Origin of the sequence: Pseudomonas helleri, assembly GCF_045830615.1 — a bacterium.
GTDB classification, from domain to species: domain Bacteria; phylum Pseudomonadota; class Gammaproteobacteria; order Pseudomonadales; family Pseudomonadaceae; genus Aquipseudomonas; species Aquipseudomonas helleri.
Genome location: NZ_CP174501.1, coordinates 2,046,643 through 2,067,241, shown reverse-complemented (window position 1 = coordinate 2,067,241; position 20,599 = coordinate 2,046,643). Strand labels below are relative to the sequence as shown.

Genomic DNA, 20,599 nt, shown 5'->3' with positions numbered 1-20,599 from the left:
ATAAACTGACATATGCCGTTCATACCCAGCACTCACATGCCCCATCACTGCTCATGACTCTCGGCAAGTAAACGCTGAATAAATTGTTCCTGCTGTTGATACATACCTTCGCCAAAATGCGTGGCCCGCACTTGACCTTTGGCATCAACAAAATAGTGGGCAGGCCAATACTGGTTATCAAAGGCGCGCCAGATTACGCTGTTATTGTCGATTGCAACCGGGTATTCAATGCCCAACTTCTTCACCTGCTGGCGTACGTTTTCGACCACTCGCTCTTCTTCATATTCAGGCGTATGCACGCCAATCACCACCAGCCCTTCTTTGGCGTACTTCTTTGCCCATGCGTTGACATAAGGCAGACTGCGCTGACAGTTAATACAGCCATAGGTCCAGAAATCCACCAGCACCACTTTGCCGCGCAACGACTCGCGTGTCAGCGGCGGTGAGTTAAGCCATTCAACGGCGCCGGACAACGCCGGCATCGGCACACCGCCTTCTTGGGCCGCGAACGCACCTCCACTCGCGGCCATCGCACCCAGCAACGCCAGCCAGCGCGCAGCCCGGCCAACACCTGCAAACTTGCCAGCCATGGACTAGCCGCCCTCGTTGCAGTTTTGCGAAACTTTCAAGTAGTTGAGTTGCTGGGTTTGCCCCTTGGAGTCAAGGTAGGTCATGTGCGATTTGACCACCTGGCAGTCGTAACCTGGGTCTTCAGTGATAGCCAGCACCTTCTTCACATCCAGATGCGTGCCGTAGGTGTAGTTTTGCGCAACGGGCATTTCTTGAGCCTGGGCACCCAGGGCAAACAGGCTTAACGCGGCAAACACACCGCCAGCACAGGTAGCTTTAATGTTCATGATCAGTTCCTCACAGTCTTGGTTAAGAGTCATCGAGGCTTGGTATCTCGATGGGTCCTATTCAAAGCCCGTGAGGTATCGCGAATGTGTCGAGAATCGGCCTCGATGACTCTTTGCGTATCTGGAGGGCCTGCAGATACACAGCGATACATTCCAGGCCAAAGCTGCATTTGAGTGGCCTGAAGATTTTTGCCTCAGTTTGTATCTGTAAAACCTCAGATACACTGAAATACAAAGGCCTGCAGGCAAGAGCGCGGTCTCTGGCTATGATGCGCCTCACCAACCACCCGCGAGAGATTAAAGCCATGGAGCATGTCGATCACATCCTGATCGTTGACGATGATCGTGAGATTCGCGAACTGGTGGGCAATTACCTGAAAAAGAACGGTCTGCGCACCACCGTGGTTGCCGACGGCAGGCAAATGCGCAGCTTTCTGGAAAGCACACCTGTCGACTTGATTGTGCTGGACATCATGATGCCCGGTGATGACGGTCTGTTGCTGTGCCGCGAACTGCGTGCCGGCAAGCACAAGGCCACGCCGGTATTAATGCTGACAGCACGCAGTGACGAAACCGACCGCATTATCGGCCTCGAAATGGGCGCCGACGACTACCTGGTCAAACCCTTCGCGGCCCGTGAACTGCTTGCTCGGATCAACGCCGTTTTGAGGCGTACGCGCATGTTGCCACCCAATTTGCAGGTCACCGACAGTGGCAGCTTGTTGGCTTTCGGCCGTTGGCGGCTGGACACTAGCGCCCGCCACTTACTGGATGAGGACGACACCATGGTCGCCCTCAGTGGCGCCGAATACCGCCTGCTGCGGGTGTTTCTTGACCATCCTCAGCGGGTCCTCAGCCGCGATCAATTGCTCAACCTGACACAGGGCCGTGATGCCGACTTGTTTGATCGTTCCATCGACCTGCTGGTCAGTCGTTTGCGTCAACGCTTGCTCGATGATGCCCGCGAACCGGCCTGTATCAAAACCGTGCGCAGTGAAGGCTATGTGTTCTCACTGCCCGTAAAAATGCTCGGTGCATCACTATGAAATGGCTGCGCTGGCCCAAGACCTTGGCGTCGCAATTGTCGCTGATCTTTCTGGTGAGTCTGCTGCTGGCGAATGGTCTGTCGTTCAGCGTGCAGTTCTATGAGCGCTATTTGAGCGCCCGTTCGACCATGCTCAACAACATGGAAAACGACATTTCAACGTCCGTTGCCATCCTGGACCGCCTGCCCGCCGAAGAGCGTCAGGCCTGGCTCTCGCGCCTGAATCGGGAGCATTACCAGTACCTGTTGACCAAAGGTGACAGCGGTGTACCCATGGACACTGCAGACCCGCCCATGTCAGCCTCCTCGATCAAAGACACGCTGGGCCAACATTACGCCCTGACCTTTGCCGATATCCCCGGCGTGCGCCCGCACTATCAGGTGTTTTTGCAACTGGCTGACGGCAACCCCGTGACCATTGACGTGCGCCCGGCCGACATTCCCGTGGCCCTGTGGCTACCGGTGGTTTTGGTGCTGCAACTGGCGCTGCTGCTGGGCTGCACCTGGATGGCGGTGAGGCTGGCGATACGCCCGCTCAGCCGGCTGTCGCGCGCAGTAGAAAGCCTGGACCCGAATGCCCGCATCCAGCATCTGGACGAAAGCGGCCCGACCGAGGTCGCCCATGCCGCCGTGGCCTTTAATGCCATGCAGCAGCGCATCGCAGACTACCTCAAAGAGCGCATGCAGATTCTCGCGGCCATTTCCCACGATTTGCAGACCCCCATTACTCGCATGAAACTGCGCGCCGAGTTTATGGACGACTCGATCGAGCGCGACAAACTGCTGAGTGATCTGGGGGAAATGGAACATCTGGTCCGCGAGGGTGTGGCCTACGCCCGCAGCGTGCACGGCTCAACCGAGGCCAACTGCAAACTTGACCTGGATGCCTTTGTCGACAGCATCGTGTTCGACTATCAAGACGTGGGTAAAGCGGTCAACAGCAGTGGCAGCTATGGCTCCCCCATCGAAACCCGCCCCCACGCCCTGCGCCGGGTACTGATCAACTTGCTGGACAATGCCTTGAAATTTTCTGGAGCGGCCGAGTTGGTCGTCAGCGCTGAAGCCAACGGCAACGTATCAATAAAAGTGCTTGATCGCGGGCCGGGTATTTCAGCCGATGAACTGCGCGAAGTGTTGAAGCCGTTCTACCGGGTTGAGAGCTCACGCAATCGCGACACGGGCGGCACCGGGCTCGGGCTGGCGATAGCCCAGCAACTGGCAATTGCCTTGGGGGGCTCGCTTGGCCTGAGCAACCGCGAAGGGGGCGGACTGTGCGCAGAACTCTTGCTGCCTAAAAGCTCGTACTAGAAAAAGCTGCATCTGTCTGAGAAACAACCAAGATGATTCTTACCTTAAAAAACGAACTATCGGTATCCACGAAAAGACGATGACACCAACAACACCTCAGTTAAGGCTCTAATCTTCAGCTATTCACCCAATGAGAAGGATCTCAAAAATGAATAGCAAATTCAGCGACACACTGATAGTTAACTTGCGCGTTATCAACAACACAGCGCATGAACTAAATAGAATAGAAGGCACCCACAGCGGCAGAGAGGGAAGCTTCCCTCCTGAGTTTTCCGCCCACAGCAGAAATGTTTTCCAATTCCATGCAGCCCCCCACTTCAAGGGCGACATATTGATTGAATACGGTGTCAAAAAACCCTTCTTTGAAACCCGGTTCGCCTACAGCATTGGCAATGAAATACTGCAGTTTGAAACCAGCTTCTTATACGCCTATGAAAAGTCGTATCTTCATCAGTCGCCGAGAGTTAATTACTTCTGGACTCACAGCGTCATCGGCCCAGGAGATTGCAATTCCCGGTTAAGACTGCACTCGGACGTCTACCCCTATAACTACGCAGTCGATTTTACGATCGAATAAACGCATTCAACCTGCGGGCGTCGTCGAAGTGTGATTGGCAGAGCGGGCAACACAGGTATGCCCGCATCTGAGTGGAAACATCTGATCAACCCGGCGGAATGGTCGCCAAAATACCGATACCGATGGTCAGTATTAAAAAACCGCCTAAAAACCACGCCATCTTACCCATCACATTTCCCCGTCAAACCTACGTAATAAAACAGGTGCAGCACATCGGGCGGCAAGAGGCGAGTACCGCTTGGCTCTCACGCTCTTGCCTGTCTCGAGAGGTTGATGGGAATTGTGCGCTTTGATCTGCACTCATAACAGACGCAGATATGGCGAAAAAATACGGATCAGTTGCCAGGCAATACAAAATGGTCGTGCGAAACGCTGCGCTGATAATCCGCGACTACGCTCTGACACAGATTGACCACCGCTTCGTTCAGTTCCAGCCCCGCACCGACGCGCCAACTGGCAAACACCGCAAACCCTGGTGGCGCCTCCATGGGCAACGCAACCAAGGCTTGGCTATGCAATTCCCGGCTGACCAGTACCGGTGGCAACGCCCCTATGCCAAAGCCGTCAGCCACCAGTTTGATGATCGCCGCCACTGAGTTGATGCAACTCACCTTGGGCGTCGCAACACCTTGCTGATGCAGAAAATTAAGCATGTCCTGATGCGGCCGCGATAACCGCGAAAAGGTCAGCAAGCGTTCCTGACAGAGGTCTGAAAGGCTTGCATAGCGGCGATCTAGCGGGCTGCCCTTGGCCACGACCCAGCTCAGCGGGTAGCTGGCCAGTTGCACATTGCGCACCCCGTCGGCACGCACCAGATCAGTTTGAAAAATAAGGTCCAGATGCCCCTTGAGCAATTGCTCGTTGAGATTTAACGCCGTATCCGCCGTCAACTCGACTTCAACCTGAGGGTAATCGCGGCTTATGGCGCTGATCAGATCGCTGAGCCAACTGTGGATTACCGTGTCCATGACCCCGATGCGCAAGCGCCCGGCGAAGCTGTCTGTCTGGCCAAGCGACTGCAACAAACGCTGCTGGGTCGCGAGCATCTGTTCGGCATAGCCCAACACCTTCTGACCTTCGCGCGTGAGGCTCACCCCCCTTGAATCACGCTGAAATAACTGCACCCCAAGCTCGTTTTCAAGCACTGAAATGCGACTGGAAACCGCCGCCTGGGTGGTTGAAAGCTTCTCTGCGGTCAGGCGAAAACTGCCAAGCCGTGCGACCCAAACGAAGGTCTGCAGAAATCGAATATTCATAACGCCGTGCTCGCCCGATCCAAACCTGGGCACCACTCTAAACCTTTGTCGCCACCTCAGGCCAGACGGCTTAAGTCAGTGACAGGTAAAACTTTTTTTGTTCAGGCGTGACAACTTTTATTGACTGGACGCACGCCTCAAAGCCGCCAAACATAGGTGCCACCAATCATAAAAAAACGCTGAGTCCGGCAGCGAACCGATTATGCAAAAGTGCGCCAGACCGCTTTTGCCTTGCTCACGCCAGCCTGCCCTGGCGCTGCGGCAACCAGCCAAGGGATACCCCCCTTCATGCAAACCGTCGTAAACCTGTGGCCCCTGATGGGCGTTTTCGTCATCGTCATTGGCTTTGTGCTGCGCTTCAACCCACTGCTGGTGGTCAGCGTGGCGGGTGTTATCACCGGCCTTGCCGCGCATTTTCCGCTGGAAAAAATAATCAGCGAAATGGGCTCGGGTTTTCTGCAAACCCGGGCGCTGCAACTCATTCTGCTGTTACCCCTGGCCGTCATCGGCCTGCTGGAGCGCCACGGCTTGCGTCTTCACGCACAGAACTGGATCGCCGGTTTTCAACGCGCCACCGTCGGGCGGCTGCTGATCATGTACTTGTTTGTGCGCGAAACCACGGCAGCCGTGGGCCTGACCAGTCTTGGCGGCCACCCGCAAATGGTTCGCCCGCTACTCGCGCCAATGGCTGAAGGGGCTGCCGAAAACAAGTACGGCAAGCTACCAGCGGCAGTACGGCACAAAGTGTTGGCCATGTGCGCTGCCACGGACAATGTGGGGCTATTTTTTGGCGAGGACGTGTTTGTGGCTTTTGGTGCCATCGCCCTGATGCATACTTTTCTGCTCAGTGCCGGGCTTGATGTCGAACCGCTGCACATTGCCTTCTGGGGAATTCCGACGGCCATCTGTGCCTTTATCGTGCATGGCTTAAGGCTGTATCGCTTCGACCTGATGCTGTCACGCACACTGACGAAAGCCACCCGACCTGACGCAGCCTTGCAGGTGGCCCGATGATTATTTCGATCGAGTATTTCTACTGGTTGGCCGGTGTTCTGCTACTGATCACGGCAGGCATGATCCTGTGTGATCGAACTCACCCAAAACGCTGGACCAGCGGCCTGTTCTGGATGCTGTTCGCGCTGGTATTTCTGATCGGCGATCGGCTCTCACCATTTGTCATCGGCATTGGCGTATTGGTGATGGCCGTGATCGCAGGCATCGGTGGCGTAGGCCGTGGCGCGCATGCCGAACTGCATGTAAAAGCAGCGCGGGCCAGCGCCGGTCGCCTCGGCCACCGATTGTTTATTCCGGCGTTGTCGATTCCATTGGTGACCGTTATTGGTTCCGTGCTGCTTAAGCACACCGAGATCGGCGGCGTGCCTTTGCTGGACCCAAAAAATACCACCTTTGTCTCTCTCGGCATGGGCTGCATCGTGGCCCTGATATTGGCGTGCATGTTGACTCGCGACACGCCCTTGCAAGCGCTACGCGAATCACGACGACTGACCGAAGCACTTGGCTGGACCATGGTGCTGCCGCAAATGCTGGCCATGCTCGGCCTGCTGTTTAATGACGCGGGGGTTGGCACGGCCGTGGCTCACGTCACTACGGCCTATATCAATATGGATTTTCGCTTGGTCGCGGTCGTGGTCTACGTGCTGGGTATGGCGTTGTTTACCGTGATTATGGGCAATGGCTTTGCCGCCTTTCCCGTGATGACCGGCGGTGTGGGAGTGCCAGTGCTTGTGGGCATGTACGGCGCCAACCCGGCGTTGATGGCAGCTATCGGGATGTTCTCGGGTTACTGCGGCACGCTGATGACACCAATGGCAGCCAACTACAACATCGTCCCGGTGGCGCTCTTGGAGTTGCCGGACAAATACGCCGTGATCAAAGCACAAATACCCACCGCCGTGATGATGCTGCTGGTCAACATCGTACTGCTCTACACGCTGATGTAGTCCGCTTGTCAAACCGGATTGTTGTGGCACGGCGTAAGGCCGCAACCCTAAGTGGCCGTTGCCGCAGCAATGGATATGTACCTAAAAGCCTCTCTAATCAAGAGCCCCCTCACCCTGGCCCTCTCCCGAAGGAGAGGGAACCGATTGGGGGATGCTGAAGATATTCGGTGGCCTGTTTGCTGCGCGACAGCGCGGTGTCGAAGACGGGGCGGCCCCTCCTAAGACAACAATGATCAGAAGTGGAACGAAACGCCGGTAGTGACGTTGAACGGGTCGCCCGGATAAAAGTTGGCCGAGTCCTGGCCCTTGGCGTCATACGCAGTGTTGGTCGCCGTAGCGTAGCGCTGGTTAGTCAGGTTGCGGGCATCCACAAATACTTCCCATTTTTTGCTCGGGGCTTCGTAACCGACTTTAGCTCCCCACAAGGTGTAGGACGGCGCACTCAGGGTGTTGGCAAAATCGACGTAATAACTGGAAGCCGCACGTGCATTGAGTTGTGCGTAGAAACCACCCGCTTGCCGATATTGCAGCTCGGCCTGGTACACCTGACGCGGCAGCCCCGGCAACTGGTTGTCGCCAAATGTTGAGTCGTGGCGGTAGTAGAAGTCGTTCAGGGTGTAAGCCTGACGCAACGACACCGTGTCGCCATTCTTGCCTTCCCAGAGCAATGCGTTGAGCCCCGCCTCTATCCCCTGGTGAATGGTCGGGCTGCCGTTGGAGGTGGCTACCAGTTGGTCCTGGGTCGCCGTGGCCTGACGCACGACCACCGAAAGCAATTCCTTTTGCACCCACGAACGGTACACGGTCAGGCTGCCGTCAAAGATGCCATGACCGCCGCGAATCCCGAACTCCACGGTGTTGGCCTTTTGCGGGCGGACATCGCGAATGTAGGGGGTCCCGGTGCTACCCAGTTGCCAGGTAACGGGTGGATCGACCGAACGGCTGACGTTGCCGAACAACTCGAATTCCGGTGTCAGTTGATAGCGCAAGCCCAGACGCGGGGCCAGATCGGTTTCGGTGTATTCAACGCCGTTGGGGAAGGCGCTGGTATTAACGCCGGTGGTGTATTTAATGTCGGCCTTGCGTTTGATATTGATCAGCGAGAGCCCGCTGGACAGCCAGGTTTTATCGCCCAACTGCAACTCGTTCCCCAACGAGAACACCGTATCGCGTGAGCCGGTGTAATCGGTTTTCTGGAGCGTTGCGCCGGTAACCCGACTGTGGGACTTCACGTCCGCCAGGTAAGACTGGGTATTGCTGAACGTCACGCTGCTGTCGCTGGGCAAGCCCAGGAACGTGTCGCCAGTGCGCAGATAACGCAGGGTCAGGTTGATGTCTTTGGAGCGCCAATCTTGGGGGGACGGGCTGTAGCGCCAGCCGTTCAACAGCGGATAGTCGTTGTAGCCCAGGCCCACTTCCAGCTTGGCGTTATCGTCAAAGGTGTAGGTTGTCTTGCTGCCCAACAGGGTCGAGCCGTCTTTCTTGCGACCAATCGGCACGGTGTTGCTGGTCGGGTCATGCTTGAGCTGGTACTTGGTCAGCGTGTTGCCCTGGGTCAGGGTCTCTTCGCGATAACGCACAAAGAATCGCGTTTCCAGCTTTGGGTTGAACACGTAGCCAAAGTTGGCGACCAGGCCTTGGCCTTTGTTGGACGTGTCGTCCTGATAACCATCGCGCTGGTTGTGCAGGACACTGACGTAGTAATCAGCATCACCCACGACGCCGCCGGTGCTCAATTGCTCTTTTTGATAGCCGTAACTGCCCGCCTCAAAGCGCGCGTAATTGCCTGGATCAGTGCGCCCGGTTTTACTTACAAAGTTGATGGCACCGCCCAGCGACAAGGCGGAATAGAGATAAGCGTTAGCGCCGTACAGCACTTCAGTGTGGTCCACCGCCTGCATGTCCAGCATGTCTTCCTGAGTACCGCCCGGCCCGGTCAGCGGCAGGCCGTCAAAGAGAAACTTGATGCCCAGCACATAGCCTTGATAGAAGGTATTGAGCCCCGAGCCACGAATGGAAATCTTGTTGGCGCTAGAGCCACTGGTTGCCTGGGCGAACACACCGGGTTGCAAGGCCAGAACATCTTCGGCATTGGCTGCGCGCCCGCGCTCGATGTCCCGGTTGTCGACCACGGCGGTGTTGCCGGCCACTTTCTTCAGTTCTTTTTGCGCTTTCTGCGCCTCGCTGGCCTCGGCGCCGGTCACCACCACCGTGGCTAACGTAGGATCTTTGTCCTCGGCAGCCACCGCTGTGGCCTGAACCAGCATCAGGAGAATTCCCATGCTGGAAGCTGTCGCCAGTGCACTACGTCGTAATACTCGCCTTTCTGACGCACTGTTCATTATTAATGCTCCTGCCTGTTAGTGAGTGGAGCATCTATTCGTATAGTCTCGCTCTCACACGGACTTTTGCAGAGTTCGTGCCAGCCCAAAAACAGCGATTTCCGGCAATTAAAGAGCAACTTTCAGGTGTCAACCAAACAGTTTGTAAAGGGGCTGTTTGCATTTCAACAGTCGACCTGTTTTAAAGTTTTCTTATAACAATTTGATCAGTGCATATGCATTTGCATCACTTGCTGTCGTTGCCGTAACGCCCATTGTAGAGGGGTTTTGCCTGCCTGCTGTTCAACACGTGTTGCTCCAGCAACAGTGCATGAACAATGCGCTGAATTAACCACACTGTTGTGTCTGACAATTAACAAAATACGCCCGATTTACGGCACTTTTCCTAGTTGGTATGGCTCTTGCTATTACTTTTGGCATGCCTGTTTGCTTCGGCAACTAAGTGCATTCAGTGGAGTGTATTGATCGCGAATACGACTTCGTTTTGCTTAAAGCCAGGAGTTATTAATGGCCAATGTCCAAACTGCCAGCGCGCTGGATGTGCTCTGGCGCCAGGGCCCCGGCGGCGAACTGCTTGATCTTGGGCGCACGTTTCGCGGCCCACTGTCATTGTCGCGCCTGCAAAGCACGCCCAAGCGCATCCTGAGCCGCCGTGAAGCAGTGCTGCTGGGGGTTTTCGCACTGGCACTGCACGGTGCGGTGATTTACTGGATCAGTCAGAACCCGACGCCGGTATTGCCGATCGTGCCACCGGAAGTGCCGCCGATGACCATCGAGTTTTCTCAACCGGCACCGCCTGTGGTGGAACCGCCTCCGCCCGAGCCGGTTGTTCAGCCCGTGGTCGAGCCTCCTCCGCCTGTAGAAGACGAACTGGCCGTAAAACCGCCACCGCCCAAGCCGATCCCAAAACCCAAGCCGGTGGTCAAGCCTGTGCCTAAACCCGTGGCCAAGCCTGTTGAACAACCGCCAGCGCCGCCGCAACCGGTTGCACCCCCTGCTCCACCCGCGCCGCCTGCCCCTGCGCCAATAACCCCGGCTTCTGCCAATGCCGGCTATTTGCACAACCCGGCGCCGGAATACCCGTCACTGGCCATGCGCCGTGGCTGGGAAGGCACTGTGCTGCTGCGGGTCCACGTGTTGGCCAGCGGTAAGCCTGGCGAAATCCAGATCCAGAAGAGCAGCGGTCGCGACCAACTCGACAACGCAGCCAAGGATGCGGTGAAGCGCTGGAGTTTTGTCCCGGCCAAACAAGGCAATGACCCGATTGACGGCTGGGTAAGCGTGCCGATTGATTTCAAAATCAAATAAGCCCGGACCTCATTTTTTACACCGCGAGCGTGCTGAAAAGACGCGACGCCTTGACCGTTTTGATGACGTAATTTAGAGAGCCTGAACCATGAACCTTATCGCTTCCCCCTTTGAATCCATTGAACATGCGGTCATCTGGCTGCTGATTATTTTCTCGGTCGCCACTTGGGGCCTGTTCTTGCTTAAAGGCGTGCAGTTCAGCCGCCTGAAAAACCAGGACCGTCGTTTCCTCAAGCAATTCTGGGCCGCCACCAGCCTCGACTCGGCCGCCGAGCTGGCCAGCACTGCGCCGGGCGCTGCTGCCCGTGTAGCACAAGCCGGTTATGCCGCCATTCAAGTGACCGATGCGCCACAGGCCAATGACCTGGCGCACAACATCAACCATCAGGACCGCCTGGAGCGTTCGCTGCGCCAGCAAATCGTGCGTGAGCGCCGCTCGCTGGAAACCGGCCTGGCGATCCTCGCCAGTATCGGCAGCACCTCGCCTTTTATCGGTCTGTTCGGCACCGTGTGGGGCATCATGTCGGCCTTGAAAGGCATCAGCGCCGCCGGCTCTGCCAGCCTTGAAACCGTCGCCGGCCCGATTGGTGCAGCGCTGGTTGCCACCGGCGTCGGGATCGCGGTCGCAGTCCCTGCGGTGCTGGTTTACAACTACTTCCTGCGTCGCCTGAAGCTGACCGCTGCGGACCTTGACGACTTCGCCCACGACTTCTACAGCCTGGCCCAGAAGAGCGCCTTCCGTGTGCACCTGCACCCGGTGCTGAACAAGTCTGCCGCGCCCGCGCAAAAAGTGAAGGAGGCGTCCTGAGATGGCCTTTTCAACCCAAGATAACGACGAAGTGCTCAGTGAAATCAACGTCACGCCGCTGGTCGACGTGATGTTGGTGCTGCTGGTGGTGTTTATCGTCACCGCGCCACTGCTGACCAACGCGATTCCGATCAACCTGCCCAAGACCGACTCGGTCGCCCCCGTGGAGCAAAAAGACCCATTGGTGGTTAGCATCGACGATCAGGGCAAAGTGTTCATCAACAAGGATGAAGTTGAAGCGGGCCTGCTGGAGTTCAACCTGCAGGCGGCCAAGGCCAAAGACCCGGAAGTTCGCGTGCAATTGCAAGCCGATAACGGTGTGAACTACGGCGAAGTGGCACGCGCCATGGCCTCGATTGAGCGCGCCGGGATCACCAAGCTGTCGGTGATTACGGCCAAGTGAAATAACCCGCAGCCTTCTGGTAACCCCCTGACACGACGTCGGGGGGCGACATTCAAACGAGGTGAACACACGTGACTGTCACACAGCTAAATGCCAGGAAGGCACCGTTGGACATCGCTCGAGAGCTGGCAGTCGAGTTCGCCCTGACCGCAGTGGAGCGTGATGCCCAAGGCGGCACGCCCAAGCACGAACGTAATCTTTTGCGCGACAGCGGCCTGCTGGCCATGAGCATTCCGGGCCAGTTCGATGGCCTCAACGCCACCTGGTCCGAAACGTTTGCAGTGGTGCGCGAATTTGCCCGGGTGGACAGTTCAATCGCCCATGTCTTCGGCTTCCATCACCTGATGCTGGCCACTGTGCGATTGTTCGCCAAACCCTCGCAATGGCAAACCTGGTTCAAGCTGACGGCGAACAAAAATTGGTTCTGGGGCAATACCCTCAACCCGCTGGACACCCGCACCGTGGTCAAGGAGCGTGAAGGCTGGCGTGAGTTCTCCGGCAAAAAAAGCTTCTGCTCCGGCGCCAACGACTCTGAAATGCTGATTGCCTCTGCGATTGACGAAAGCGCAGGCGGCAAGCTGCTAATAGCCGCCATCCCCAGCGCCCGCTCGGGCATTACGTTGCACAACGACTGGCACAACATGGGCCAGCGTCAGACCGACAGTGGCAGCGTGACGTTCCAGCGTGTGCGGGTTGAAGACTCGGACTTGCTGCTCGATCCCGGCCCGCTGAGCACGCCCTTTGCCTGCCTGCGGCCGCTGATAGCCCAACTGCATTTCGCCAATATTTTTCTCGGCATCGCCGAAGGCGCCTTTGAAGAAGCGCGCCGCTACACCCTGGAAGAAACCCGGCCCTGGTTTAAATCCAGCGCTACCCAAAACACTCAGGACCCTTACATTCTTGGCCATTACGGCGACTTTTGGGTCGCCCTGGAAAGCACCCGCTTGCTGGTCGAACGCGCCGGAGCCGTACTGGACGAGGCCTGGGCCAAAGGCCCGGCGCTCACCAGTGAAGAGCGCGGTGAAGTCGCCATCGCCATTGCTACCGCCAAAGTAGCCGCCAGCCGCAATGGCCTGGAGTTGTGTAGCAAGGTCTTCGAGGTCACCGGAGCGCGTGCGACGCAAACCTCCGTGGCGCTCGACAGGCACTGGCGCAACCTGCGCACGCAGAGCCTGCACGACCCTCTGGACTACAAGCTTCAGGAACTGGGCGACTGGGCACTTAACGGCACGTCCCCCATCCCGACATTTTATTCATAGGGACCGACATGCAACTGCTAACCCTCCCCCCTTCCCCGGCCTTGGCCACCTCGATCCGGGCAACCGCGCAAGTCTTTGAAGACCCCAAGTCCAAAGCCTTGCTCCAGCACCTGCAACAAATCGCGCCCAGTGATGCGAGCGTGCTGATCATTGGTGAAACCGGCACCGGCAAAGAACTGATTGCGCGCCACATTCACAACCTCAGCGCACGCAAGCACCAGCCTTTTCTGGCCGTAAACTGCGGTGCGTTCTCAGAATCGCTGGTGGAATCTGAACTCTTCGGCCATGAGAAAGGCGCCTTCACCGGCGCGCTGGGCGCCAAGGCAGGCTGGTTTGAAGAAGCCAACGGCGGCACCCTGTTTCTCGATGAAATTGGTGATTTGCCAATGCCGATTCAGGTCAAGCTGCTGCGTGTTCTACAAGAGCGCGAAGTGGTCCGCCTGGGCTCGCGCAAAAGCATTCCCATCAACGTCCGCGTACTGGCCGCCACCAACGTACAGCTTGAAAAAGCCATCAACGCCGGGCACTTTCGCGAAGACCTGTTCTACCGCCTGAACGTGGTCAACCTGGAACTCACCCCACTGCGCGAACGCCCCGGCGACATCCTCCCGCTGACCCGCTACTTCATCGACACCTACAGCCGTCGACTGGGTTATGGCGACGTCGTACTGAGCCCGGAGGCAGAGCAAAAACTCGCGCACTCCAACTGGCCGGGCAACATCCGCGAACTTGAAAACGTCATCCACCACACCCTGCTGATCTGCCGCGACGGTGTCATCCAGAGTGACGACTTGCGCATGTCCAACCTGCGCATCAGCCGACCAGAAACCAGCACCGTCAACAGCGACCAGAGCGCCGAAGAACTGCTGGAACATGCATTCCAGCGGCTGTTCGAAAGCCAGTCAGACAACCTCCACGAAAACGTCGAGCGCAGCCTGCTGCGCGCGGCCTATCGTTTTTGCCACCACAACCAGGTCCACACCGCCAAACTGCTGGGACTGAGCCGCAACGTCACCCGCACCCTGTTGATCAACCTGGGCGAATTGAAAGTCAACAAACGCAGCGCAACAGAACCCAAGCAAGATGAACGCGTGTTGCATTTGTCGATTTGAAAACTGCATTGCGGTGAAAACAAAACCCTGTAGGAGCGAGCTTGCCTCGCGATCTTTTAAATAGTCAAAAGATCGCGAGACAAGCTCGCTCCTACAGGGGTCACATCCACTTTAGTGTGACATCAGCAAACTTACGGGCAATTAAAAACTTCCCACCTTCATAACCTCAACAAACTTTCGCACACCTCCTGCTACCATGCAGACATATCTTCTTCTGCTGCCTTGGATAGCTCAGGCATCCAAACCTCACTGGCAACCTGGTATATATCCTCAAAAAAACTACGAGGCGTTTCAACTTCACTGGCATCCCACGCTGTAGCGGTGTGGCTATCAACATCTACACCAAAGAATATAGAAAAATCGAAATCCTTATCCTTTAAAGCACTACCCAACTTATTAAGCAGTACAAATTTATGCCTATAAGACAAATAAGACTGATGAGGAATAATATACTCTCGAATTATTTTTTCTCGATCATCACTATTAGGATCTAGCCCCCACAGAGACTCACCTAAAGATTCCTCTTGGTCGTAGACGTCAATACCTCCCAAAAAATAACCGACAGAGGGATTGTACGAAATATCTAAAAAAGGGTGAGTAAGCATTATTAATCCACAGGATAAGCCGTAAATGGTCTTCCAGAAGTTCCAGAATAAAACTTTACTTCAGCACCACTCACACTCTCATTAAGCTTAGGATTTGAAGCATCTCTTTTATTTGGTTTATACCCCCTACCCGAGTTCTGCTGCACTGCCTTAACAACTGGATTAGCAGCAACTACTGAGACTGAAACGTCACTTCACTCGTACTTTGCTGATAAGCCTAAGGGTATTGTCAGGTGGGCTAATTGGTCTAGCGGTCGTAAGCGTAGCTTTTTCCCTTTGCAGCTGTAACCGATCAGACTGAGGTTGCAGTTAGTTTTTTTCCCTAATCAAACAAATAATTGAAGAATGCATTGCCAATCTAGCTAGTTGATTGCAAGCATAGCGTACACCTCAGCGAACCAGATTGAAGTGTTATTGTTGTAAACCTTTCCAATAGGAATATCTTGACAGTACGGCGAACACTTGACGCGTAAGCATCCTTTCAGAGCATCATAAAATCAAGCTAAACCCGCAGCCACATGCCTGCCCTCGCGCACAACCTAGATAAGCATCAACAGAAACTCGCATCAATTCTCTCAACCTCCAGACAAATGAATTTATTATTTAAATCCGGATACTCATAATGCACATCCTCATCGAATAGTGCTGTAAAGGTCATAAACTCCTTATCATTTAAATATCCGTAAAGATAATATGAAAAGCCACGCCCTTTTTTTACTGCACGAACATCTGTAGGCTCGACCTCTTGCACCTCATAGGATTGAGATAAATTTAGAGAAATCTCAGCACTGTAAATCCTTCCAACTTCTAGCTCATAGGGGCAGTAACTTGCAAAGCACTCGACGACCTCATCTCCAATCAACAGAGTCACCTCCTCCGCTATGGTTTCGCTCAACTTCAAGAGCTTCACTTCTTTAATATTATTCATTTACAGGCCTGATAGTTTTATCCGTGACATCGTTATTTATCGTTTTCCAAAAATCTTTTCCGCTTTTTGTGTGCAGCGTTGTTATCTCCTGCTTGCTGTTGGTTCCAGCAAATGCAAATTTCGCCTGTCCCCTTCTATTCGTTCCCATGAGAACTACATAGCCTGCAGTCGACTTTCCTTTGTAGAGATATTCAACTTTAATTCCATTTTCTACAACATGTCTTGCAGTAGCGAGATAGTCATCACTGCTCGCGGAGTTAAATTCGGCACCATGTTTTTCATAATGCTCTACCAGCCTAGCTTTGGACGCAAAATTATTCGCCCGATTTGGAGAAACAGGTACCTTTGGTTCTCCATGATTAACATTTGCTGCATCTGTCGGATCTAAAGCACCTTCACCAACATTACACACTTCATCGCCCGGACACGAACTCAACCCCAACGGATCCACCCACCCTGTCGGGTTGGGCACGTACTGGTAGCTGTTCAGCCCGCCCGCGAGTTTGATCGGGTCGGGGGTGAGGTAGCGGCCGGTGTTTGGATTGTAGTAGCGATGGCGGTTGTAGTGTAGTCCGCTCTCTTCGTCGTAATACTGGCCCTGAAAGCGCAGCGGGTTGGTGATTTCGGCCTTGTCGAGTTTGAGGACGTTGCCGTAGGCCCGGTAATGAGCAGACCAGGCGATTTGGCCACGGTGGTCGGTGAGTTCTTGTGGCGTGCCCAGGTGGTCGAGTTGGTAGTGGTAAGCCTGTGCGGTGTCGCCCTCACCCTGGAGCAAGGCCAGCGGTTTGAAGGTGCCCGGTTCGTATAAATAGCTGCAGTAGTGGCTGATGCCACGCAGGCCTTTTTGTTGGGCGCTTTCAGCAATCAGGCGTTCGCCCTGCCAGAGATATTGCGTGGTGGTGCCGCCATGGTCTTTGCTGATACGCCGGCCGAAAGCGTCGTAGCGGTACGTCACCTGGCTGCCGTCTGGCAAGGTGATGCCGATCAGGCGCTGCTGACTGTCGTAGCGGTAGTCGCGGGTCAGGCGTTGGCCGGTGCCGCGTCGCTCTTGGCGAAGGTTGCCGTAGGCGTCGTACTCAAAATGGCTGTCGCCTTGCATCAGCAGGCGGTTGCCTTTGATGTTGGCGTAGCGGCTGTGCCGTTGGCCGTCGATGCTTTGGTCGAGCAGGTTGCCCGCCGGGTCGTGGACGAAGTGTTCGGTCAGTTGGCCGCGTACTTCGGTCAGGCGGTCGAGCGGGTCGTAGGCAAAGCTTTTTTGCCCTTTACGGCTGTCACTGAGCAGACTGAGGTTGCCATTGGCGTCGTAGCGGTAGTGACGGCGGTACAGCGGCTGACCATCGATATCGCCACGGGCATTCAGTTGGCTGACGGCGTGGTCTTGCAGCCGGCCTTGTTCGTCGTATTGGTAGTGGCTGACCACGTAGCCTTGTTGGCGGACGGTTTCCAGCCCCGCTTCGTAGCGATGCCCGGTGAGGGTTTTGCCGTTGAGGTCGATGCCTTTGAGGGCACCGCCTTTTTGATAGTGGTAGTGCAGGCGGTTGCCATCGGGCAGGCGGCAGTCGCTGAGTTGGCCGAGTGCGTCGTACTGATAACGCAGGGTCGCCCAGCCTTGATGCTCACTGACAAGGCGATCTTGCAGGTCGTATTCGTAGGCCAGCGGCCAGGCACCGTCGTCGACGGCAGTCAAGCGCCCCAAAGTGTCGTAGGTGTAGGTGATTTCGCTGCCATCAGGCAGGGTTTTACTTGTCAGCCGCCCTGCAGGGTCGCGCGCGTAGGCAGTGACCAGCGGAGCACTGTCAGGATGTTCTGCGTCCGGGTATTCGGTCTTTTCCAGCAACTGCCCTTTAAGGTCGTAGGCATAAGCAGTTTTACGGCCGTCAAAGCCGATTTCTTGCTGGATCAAACCGTTGGGGTAGTACTCAAGCTGGTAGTGCTCGTGCCGCTCGTTTTCGATACCGGTCAACAATAAGCGGGCGTTGTCGTAGCGGTAGTTGAGCTGGCTGCCATCAGAGTTGATGCGGCGGCTGATCAGGTGCAGGTTGTCGGCGTATTCGTAGCGGGTGATATGGCCGCGCTCATCGCGCTCAGCCGTGACTTTGCCGTAGGCGTTGTAGCTCCAGGCGCGGGTTTTGCCACCAGGCAAGGTGATTTGGTTGAGACGGTTGGCAGCGTCCCACTGGTACTGGGTGATGACGCCCCGCTCGTCTTGCCGGGTGATGGTGCGACCCTGTGCATCGTAGCGATAACACCGTTGCGTGCCGTCTGGCAGTGTTTCGTCGAGCAGTTGCCCAAGCGGGTTCCAGGTCAGTGTGTGCTGGCTGCCGTCCGAGTAGTACAGGCCGCTGAGTTGGCCTTTGGCAGTGTATTTGTAGTGGGTTAGATTGCCGTCCGGGTCCGTCTGGCAGGTAATGTCGCCCTGGTTGTTGCGTTCATATTCCCAACTGGCAAGACCGCGCTGTACTTTGCGCACATGGCCATTGAAGTAGCTGTAGAACGTCGGCTCGTCAGTGGGCGGGATCACTGCCGTAAGCTGCCCGGCCTCGTTGTACTGGTATTCGGTAACAGCGCCGAGCGGGTCTTTTTCAGCGATCAGACGGCCTTTGTCATCGTAGGCCTTTTGGTGTTCAGCGCCGTCCGGGTCGATCTGGCTGACTAGCCGCGCATTGTCGTCATGCACATAGACTTGCTGGCTGCCGTCACGGTTTTTCACCGTGACCGAGCCTTGGTCGTCCCATTCGTAAGTGGCGTCCATCTGCCCGAAGTTGGCCCAATGACGGATGCAACGCGCCTGCTTGCCCGTGTGTTGCCACTGCCAATAAAACGCCGCGCCACCCGCCAGTTGCCGTTCCTGGATGACGTGTTGGGCGTCATAGCGGTAGTGCTCGGTTTCTTCCAGCGCATTGCTGGCGCTAATCAGTTGCCCCGCTGCGTTGTAGCGATAAGCGACCTGCGTGTAGAGGGTTGCCCAACGCTCAAGGTGAATTCCGCACTTGGCGTAGTGGTCATTTGAGCGCTCGGCAAATTCACGGCTGTCATCGTATTGCTGGTAGTCAACAGCGCTGAGGCGTGCGTCGGTGTAGCGCAGCAGCAAGGCGCGGCCGGCACCGTTGTCTATGCGGTGCAGTCGCCCTTGCTGGTAGGTAATTTTCAGCCGGTTGCCGTAGGCGTCGCTGATGGCGGTCAGTCGCAAGTCGTTGAAGTGATAGAAGCGGCTGCTTTTACCGGCGTGGGCGAGGATCAACTCGCCATCATGGTCGCCCAGGTAAATCGCCGCCTTGGCCAAGCTGTTGATGATGGCCGGGCGTTGTGCGCTGGGCTGCGGAAAGCGGGTCTGACGATTCTCTTGGTCAGTCCACACCAGTTCGTCGCCTTCGCGTTGCAGGCGGTGCGACAGTGTGTGGCTCCAGCCAAAGCCCAAATCGCCGTTTACTTCGACCGCGCTGGTGCGATACAGCCGCGTCCACTCAAGGGGCAGCGCGCCGTCGAGCACGCCGTCGGTCAGGGTCAGGAGTTCTTCACCGGTGACCATTGAAACCGGGCAACCGTGGGTTTGGGTGTCTTTGGCGGGTTCGGCAGGTTTGCCGTTGGGGGTCGTGGATTGCGTCGGGGCATCGTCGACGTGCTCGACTACCTCAAGCGTGGTTCTCGCCTTGGGTTTGCTTCGGGCTATAACGGTGGCATCAGGGATGCTTTGGGCGGGGGTTAGGCCACTCTGCGGTTTGATATCCAGATCAGCCTTCAATCCTGGATCCAGGCGGCCCTCGCTTTGCAGCAAAATCGGCTTGCCTACTGTGGCGTGGTGAGTGGATCGCGCTTTGCTGGTGCGCATCAGCAGGTCGACAAAACCTTCCAGCAATCGAGTCGCTTTTGCGCTTTCAACCACAGTGTTGGCCCCCTTGATAGAGAGCCGTACAGCCAGGCCAATCCCCCCACTGAATATGATGCCGAGGACGATATTGATCAGAACGTCAGTGGTTAGGCGCGCTTGTATCTCGCTACGAACTTGGGGCGGTAATAGTTTGAGCCAGGCGATCAAGGCTGAGAAATAAGACCACATCAGTGGCTCATCGCTGGCAATTAGCAGCGCGGTTTCCAGTGTTTCTTTGGAGGCATTCAAGAGCAACTTCAGTTGCTCTTCGCTGAGGAATTTCTTGAACTTTTCGTAGCTCTGCTGGGGGCGGCTGATCAACTTCAAGAAACCAACGATGTCATCCCACACGGCCAACAATGACTTGATAAGGCCACTCCACTGGCTCTTGATCTCGATCCAGGAACGTCCCAGTGCATCGGCTTCCTGATGAGCTTGCCAGAGCGACAGATATTCAGTGTCCCACTGGGTACCGAGCCATTGGCTCAGATCACTGAGCACCTCCTGATAAGAGTTAAAAAACGCATCTAGCTGCTCAGAAGTGATCTGCGGGTAAAAGGTGACGTGGTATTGCTGATTAGGCAGGCAGCCCTCGACACGCGTGATACCGGTGGCATCAGTCAACGCTTTGATCTCGACACCCCCCCCCACTGGCACCAAGCGCACTTGGGTATTGCCTATGGGTATAAAACGCGCTGCTTCAAAGGCGTGGACCAACGTCACGGTAGAATCGCGCTGGCATTGGGCAAACATGGCCGCCGGCGCCTGATCGTCCTTGTCATGGATCACTACTTCATCGCCGACACGAAACACTTGCTCGACATCGATCATGCCGCCGTACCAGGAGTCCGCCCGATCCCGATAGTCTTCGATACAGTGTTCTAGCTCTTGCAAAACCTGCTTTACGTCAGGCTGGGTGTCGCCAATAGTCAGAAGCATTTTGCCGATAATCGTGATCATGG

Annotated in this window: 17 protein-coding genes; 10 read left to right on the top strand and 7 right to left on the bottom strand. The window is 55.9% G+C overall.

The window, feature by feature from the left end; genetic code table 11:
• Positions 1-44: 44 nt before the first annotated feature.
• Together ACJJU9_RS09320 and ACJJU9_RS09315 are read right to left on the bottom strand one after the other, a co-directional pair.
• A complete protein-coding gene (locus ACJJU9_RS09320; protein ID WP_407730534.1) occupies positions 45-590 on the bottom strand; it encodes a thioredoxin family protein in 546 nt (181 codons plus the stop codon).
• 3 nt (positions 591-593) lie between these two features.
• On the bottom strand, positions 594-857 hold the full coding sequence (locus ACJJU9_RS09315; RefSeq protein WP_407730533.1) for a DUF2790 domain-containing protein: 264 nt from the start codon (positions 855-857) through the stop codon (positions 594-596).
• Positions 858-1,162: 305 nt separating this feature from the next.
• On the opposite strand from ACJJU9_RS09315, the gene ACJJU9_RS09310 reads away from it, so the two are divergent.
• The 3 genes from ACJJU9_RS09310 to ACJJU9_RS09300 all read left to right on the top strand — a co-directional run bounded on the left by ACJJU9_RS09310 (position 1,163) and on the right by ACJJU9_RS09300 (position 3,787).
• Positions 1,163-1,903, top strand: a complete 741-nt coding sequence (locus tag ACJJU9_RS09310) for a response regulator (RefSeq protein ID WP_153330603.1) — start codon at positions 1,163-1,165, stop codon at positions 1,901-1,903.
• Entirely contained in the window at positions 1,900-3,210 is a 1,311-nt protein-coding gene (locus ACJJU9_RS09305; protein ID WP_153334481.1) for a HAMP domain-containing sensor histidine kinase, read from the top strand. Before ACJJU9_RS09310 ends, ACJJU9_RS09305 begins: the two co-directional genes overlap by 4 nt.
• A 148-nt stretch (positions 3,211-3,358) precedes the next feature.
• Positions 3,359-3,787 carry a hypothetical protein gene (locus tag ACJJU9_RS09300; protein ID WP_407730532.1) on the top strand — a complete coding sequence of 143 codons (429 nt, stop codon included), beginning with the start codon at positions 3,359-3,361 and terminating at the stop codon, positions 3,785-3,787.
• A gap of 335 nt (positions 3,788-4,122) precedes the next feature.
• Here the strand turns inward: ACJJU9_RS09300 and ACJJU9_RS09295 are convergent, their stop codons facing one another.
• Positions 4,123-5,043 carry a LysR family transcriptional regulator gene (locus ACJJU9_RS09295; RefSeq protein WP_314914570.1) on the bottom strand — a complete coding sequence of 307 codons (921 nt, stop codon included), beginning with the start codon at positions 5,041-5,043 and terminating at the stop codon, positions 4,123-4,125.
• Between the two features lie 288 nt (positions 5,044-5,331).
• Between ACJJU9_RS09295 and ACJJU9_RS09290 the strand changes: the two genes are divergently transcribed.
• Positions 5,332-6,057: a DUF969 domain-containing protein gene (locus ACJJU9_RS09290; protein ID WP_153351675.1), complete on the top strand. Its 726-nt coding sequence runs from the start codon at positions 5,332-5,334 to the stop codon at positions 6,055-6,057.
• On the top strand, positions 6,054-7,004 hold the full coding sequence (locus tag ACJJU9_RS09285) for a DUF979 domain-containing protein (RefSeq protein ID WP_048388486.1): 951 nt from the start codon (positions 6,054-6,056) through the stop codon (positions 7,002-7,004). Before ACJJU9_RS09290 ends, ACJJU9_RS09285 begins: the two co-directional genes overlap by 4 nt.
• A gap of 233 nt (positions 7,005-7,237) precedes the next feature.
• Here the strand turns inward: ACJJU9_RS09285 and ACJJU9_RS09280 are convergent, their stop codons facing one another.
• Positions 7,238-9,286, bottom strand: a complete 2,049-nt coding sequence (locus ACJJU9_RS09280; RefSeq protein ID WP_407730531.1) for a TonB-dependent receptor family protein — start codon at positions 9,284-9,286, stop codon at positions 7,238-7,240.
• 567 nt (positions 9,287-9,853) lie between these two features.
• On the opposite strand from ACJJU9_RS09280, the gene ACJJU9_RS09275 reads away from it, so the two are divergent.
• The 5 genes from ACJJU9_RS09275 to ACJJU9_RS09255 all read left to right on the top strand — a co-directional run bounded on the left by ACJJU9_RS09275 (position 9,854) and on the right by ACJJU9_RS09255 (position 14,236).
• On the top strand, positions 9,854-10,654 hold the full coding sequence (locus ACJJU9_RS09275; RefSeq protein ID WP_048388490.1) for an energy transducer TonB: 801 nt from the start codon (positions 9,854-9,856) through the stop codon (positions 10,652-10,654).
• A gap of 88 nt (positions 10,655-10,742) precedes the next feature.
• Positions 10,743-11,462, top strand: a complete 720-nt coding sequence (locus tag ACJJU9_RS09270; protein ID WP_048368933.1) for a MotA/TolQ/ExbB proton channel family protein — start codon at positions 10,743-10,745, stop codon at positions 11,460-11,462.
• Between the two features lies 1 nt (position 11,463).
• Positions 11,464-11,865 carry a biopolymer transporter ExbD gene (locus ACJJU9_RS09265; RefSeq protein ID WP_048368932.1) on the top strand — a complete coding sequence of 134 codons (402 nt, stop codon included), beginning with the start codon at positions 11,464-11,466 and terminating at the stop codon, positions 11,863-11,865.
• 71 nt (positions 11,866-11,936) lie between these two features.
• On the top strand, positions 11,937-13,124 hold the full coding sequence (locus ACJJU9_RS09260; RefSeq protein ID WP_282364488.1) for an acyl-CoA dehydrogenase family protein: 1,188 nt from the start codon (positions 11,937-11,939) through the stop codon (positions 13,122-13,124).
• Between the two features lie 8 nt (positions 13,125-13,132).
• Positions 13,133-14,236 carry a sigma-54 interaction domain-containing protein gene (locus ACJJU9_RS09255; RefSeq protein ID WP_407730530.1) on the top strand — a complete coding sequence of 368 codons (1,104 nt, stop codon included), beginning with the start codon at positions 13,133-13,135 and terminating at the stop codon, positions 14,234-14,236.
• 191 nt (positions 14,237-14,427) lie between these two features.
• On the opposite strand, the gene ACJJU9_RS09250 is transcribed toward ACJJU9_RS09255, so the two are convergent.
• From ACJJU9_RS09250 to ACJJU9_RS09240, 3 genes are all read right to left on the bottom strand, one after another.
• Positions 14,428-14,841 (bottom strand): hypothetical protein, encoded by a 414-nt coding sequence (locus ACJJU9_RS09250; protein ID WP_407730529.1) that lies wholly within the window; start codon positions 14,839-14,841, stop codon positions 14,428-14,430.
• 550 nt (positions 14,842-15,391) lie between these two features.
• A complete protein-coding gene (locus tag ACJJU9_RS09245) occupies positions 15,392-15,769 on the bottom strand; it encodes a hypothetical protein (protein WP_407730528.1) in 378 nt (125 codons plus the stop codon).
• On the bottom strand, positions 15,762-20,597 hold the full coding sequence (locus tag ACJJU9_RS09240) for an RHS repeat-associated core domain-containing protein (protein WP_407730527.1): 4,836 nt from the start codon (positions 20,595-20,597) through the stop codon (positions 15,762-15,764). The genes ACJJU9_RS09245 and ACJJU9_RS09240 overlap by 8 nt, the downstream gene beginning before the upstream one ends.
• Between the last annotated feature and the right edge of the window lie 2 nt (positions 20,598-20,599).

Excerpts from the sequence above, each read along its gene's own strand:
- ACJJU9_RS09320 (WP_407730534.1), bottom strand. The coding sequence starts at position 590 with ATGGCTGGCAAGTTTGCAGGTGTTGGCCGGGCTGCGCGCTGGCTGGCG.
- ACJJU9_RS09240 (WP_407730527.1), bottom strand. The coding sequence starts at position 20,597 with ATGATCACGATTATCGGCAAAATGCTTCTGACTATTGGCGACACCCAG.
- ACJJU9_RS09300 (WP_407730532.1), top strand. The coding sequence starts at position 3,359 with ATGAATAGCAAATTCAGCGACACACTGATAGTTAACTTGCGCGTTATC.
- ACJJU9_RS09315 (WP_407730533.1), bottom strand. The coding sequence starts at position 857 with ATGAACATTAAAGCTACCTGTGCTGGCGGTGTGTTTGCCGCGTTAAGC.
- ACJJU9_RS09265 (WP_048368932.1), top strand. The coding sequence starts at position 11,464 with ATGGCCTTTTCAACCCAAGATAACGACGAAGTGCTCAGTGAAATCAAC.
- ACJJU9_RS09290 (WP_153351675.1), top strand. The coding sequence starts at position 5,332 with ATGCAAACCGTCGTAAACCTGTGGCCCCTGATGGGCGTTTTCGTCATC.
- ACJJU9_RS09280 (WP_407730531.1), bottom strand. The coding sequence starts at position 9,286 with ATGGGAATTCTCCTGATGCTGGTTCAGGCCACAGCGGTGGCTGCCGAG.
- ACJJU9_RS09295 (WP_314914570.1), bottom strand. The coding sequence starts at position 5,043 with ATGAATATTCGATTTCTGCAGACCTTCGTTTGGGTCGCACGGCTTGGC.
- ACJJU9_RS09245 (WP_407730528.1), bottom strand. The coding sequence starts at position 15,769 with ATGAATAATATTAAAGAAGTGAAGCTCTTGAAGTTGAGCGAAACCATA.
- ACJJU9_RS09305 (WP_153334481.1), top strand. The coding sequence starts at position 1,900 with ATGAAATGGCTGCGCTGGCCCAAGACCTTGGCGTCGCAATTGTCGCTG.
- ACJJU9_RS09285 (WP_048388486.1), top strand. The coding sequence starts at position 6,054 with ATGATTATTTCGATCGAGTATTTCTACTGGTTGGCCGGTGTTCTGCTA.
- ACJJU9_RS09275 (WP_048388490.1), top strand. The coding sequence starts at position 9,854 with ATGGCCAATGTCCAAACTGCCAGCGCGCTGGATGTGCTCTGGCGCCAG.
- ACJJU9_RS09250 (WP_407730529.1), bottom strand. The coding sequence starts at position 14,841 with ATGCTTACTCACCCTTTTTTAGATATTTCGTACAATCCCTCTGTCGGT.
- ACJJU9_RS09255 (WP_407730530.1), top strand. The coding sequence starts at position 13,133 with ATGCAACTGCTAACCCTCCCCCCTTCCCCGGCCTTGGCCACCTCGATC.
- ACJJU9_RS09310 (WP_153330603.1), top strand. The coding sequence starts at position 1,163 with ATGGAGCATGTCGATCACATCCTGATCGTTGACGATGATCGTGAGATT.
- ACJJU9_RS09270 (WP_048368933.1), top strand. The coding sequence starts at position 10,743 with ATGAACCTTATCGCTTCCCCCTTTGAATCCATTGAACATGCGGTCATC.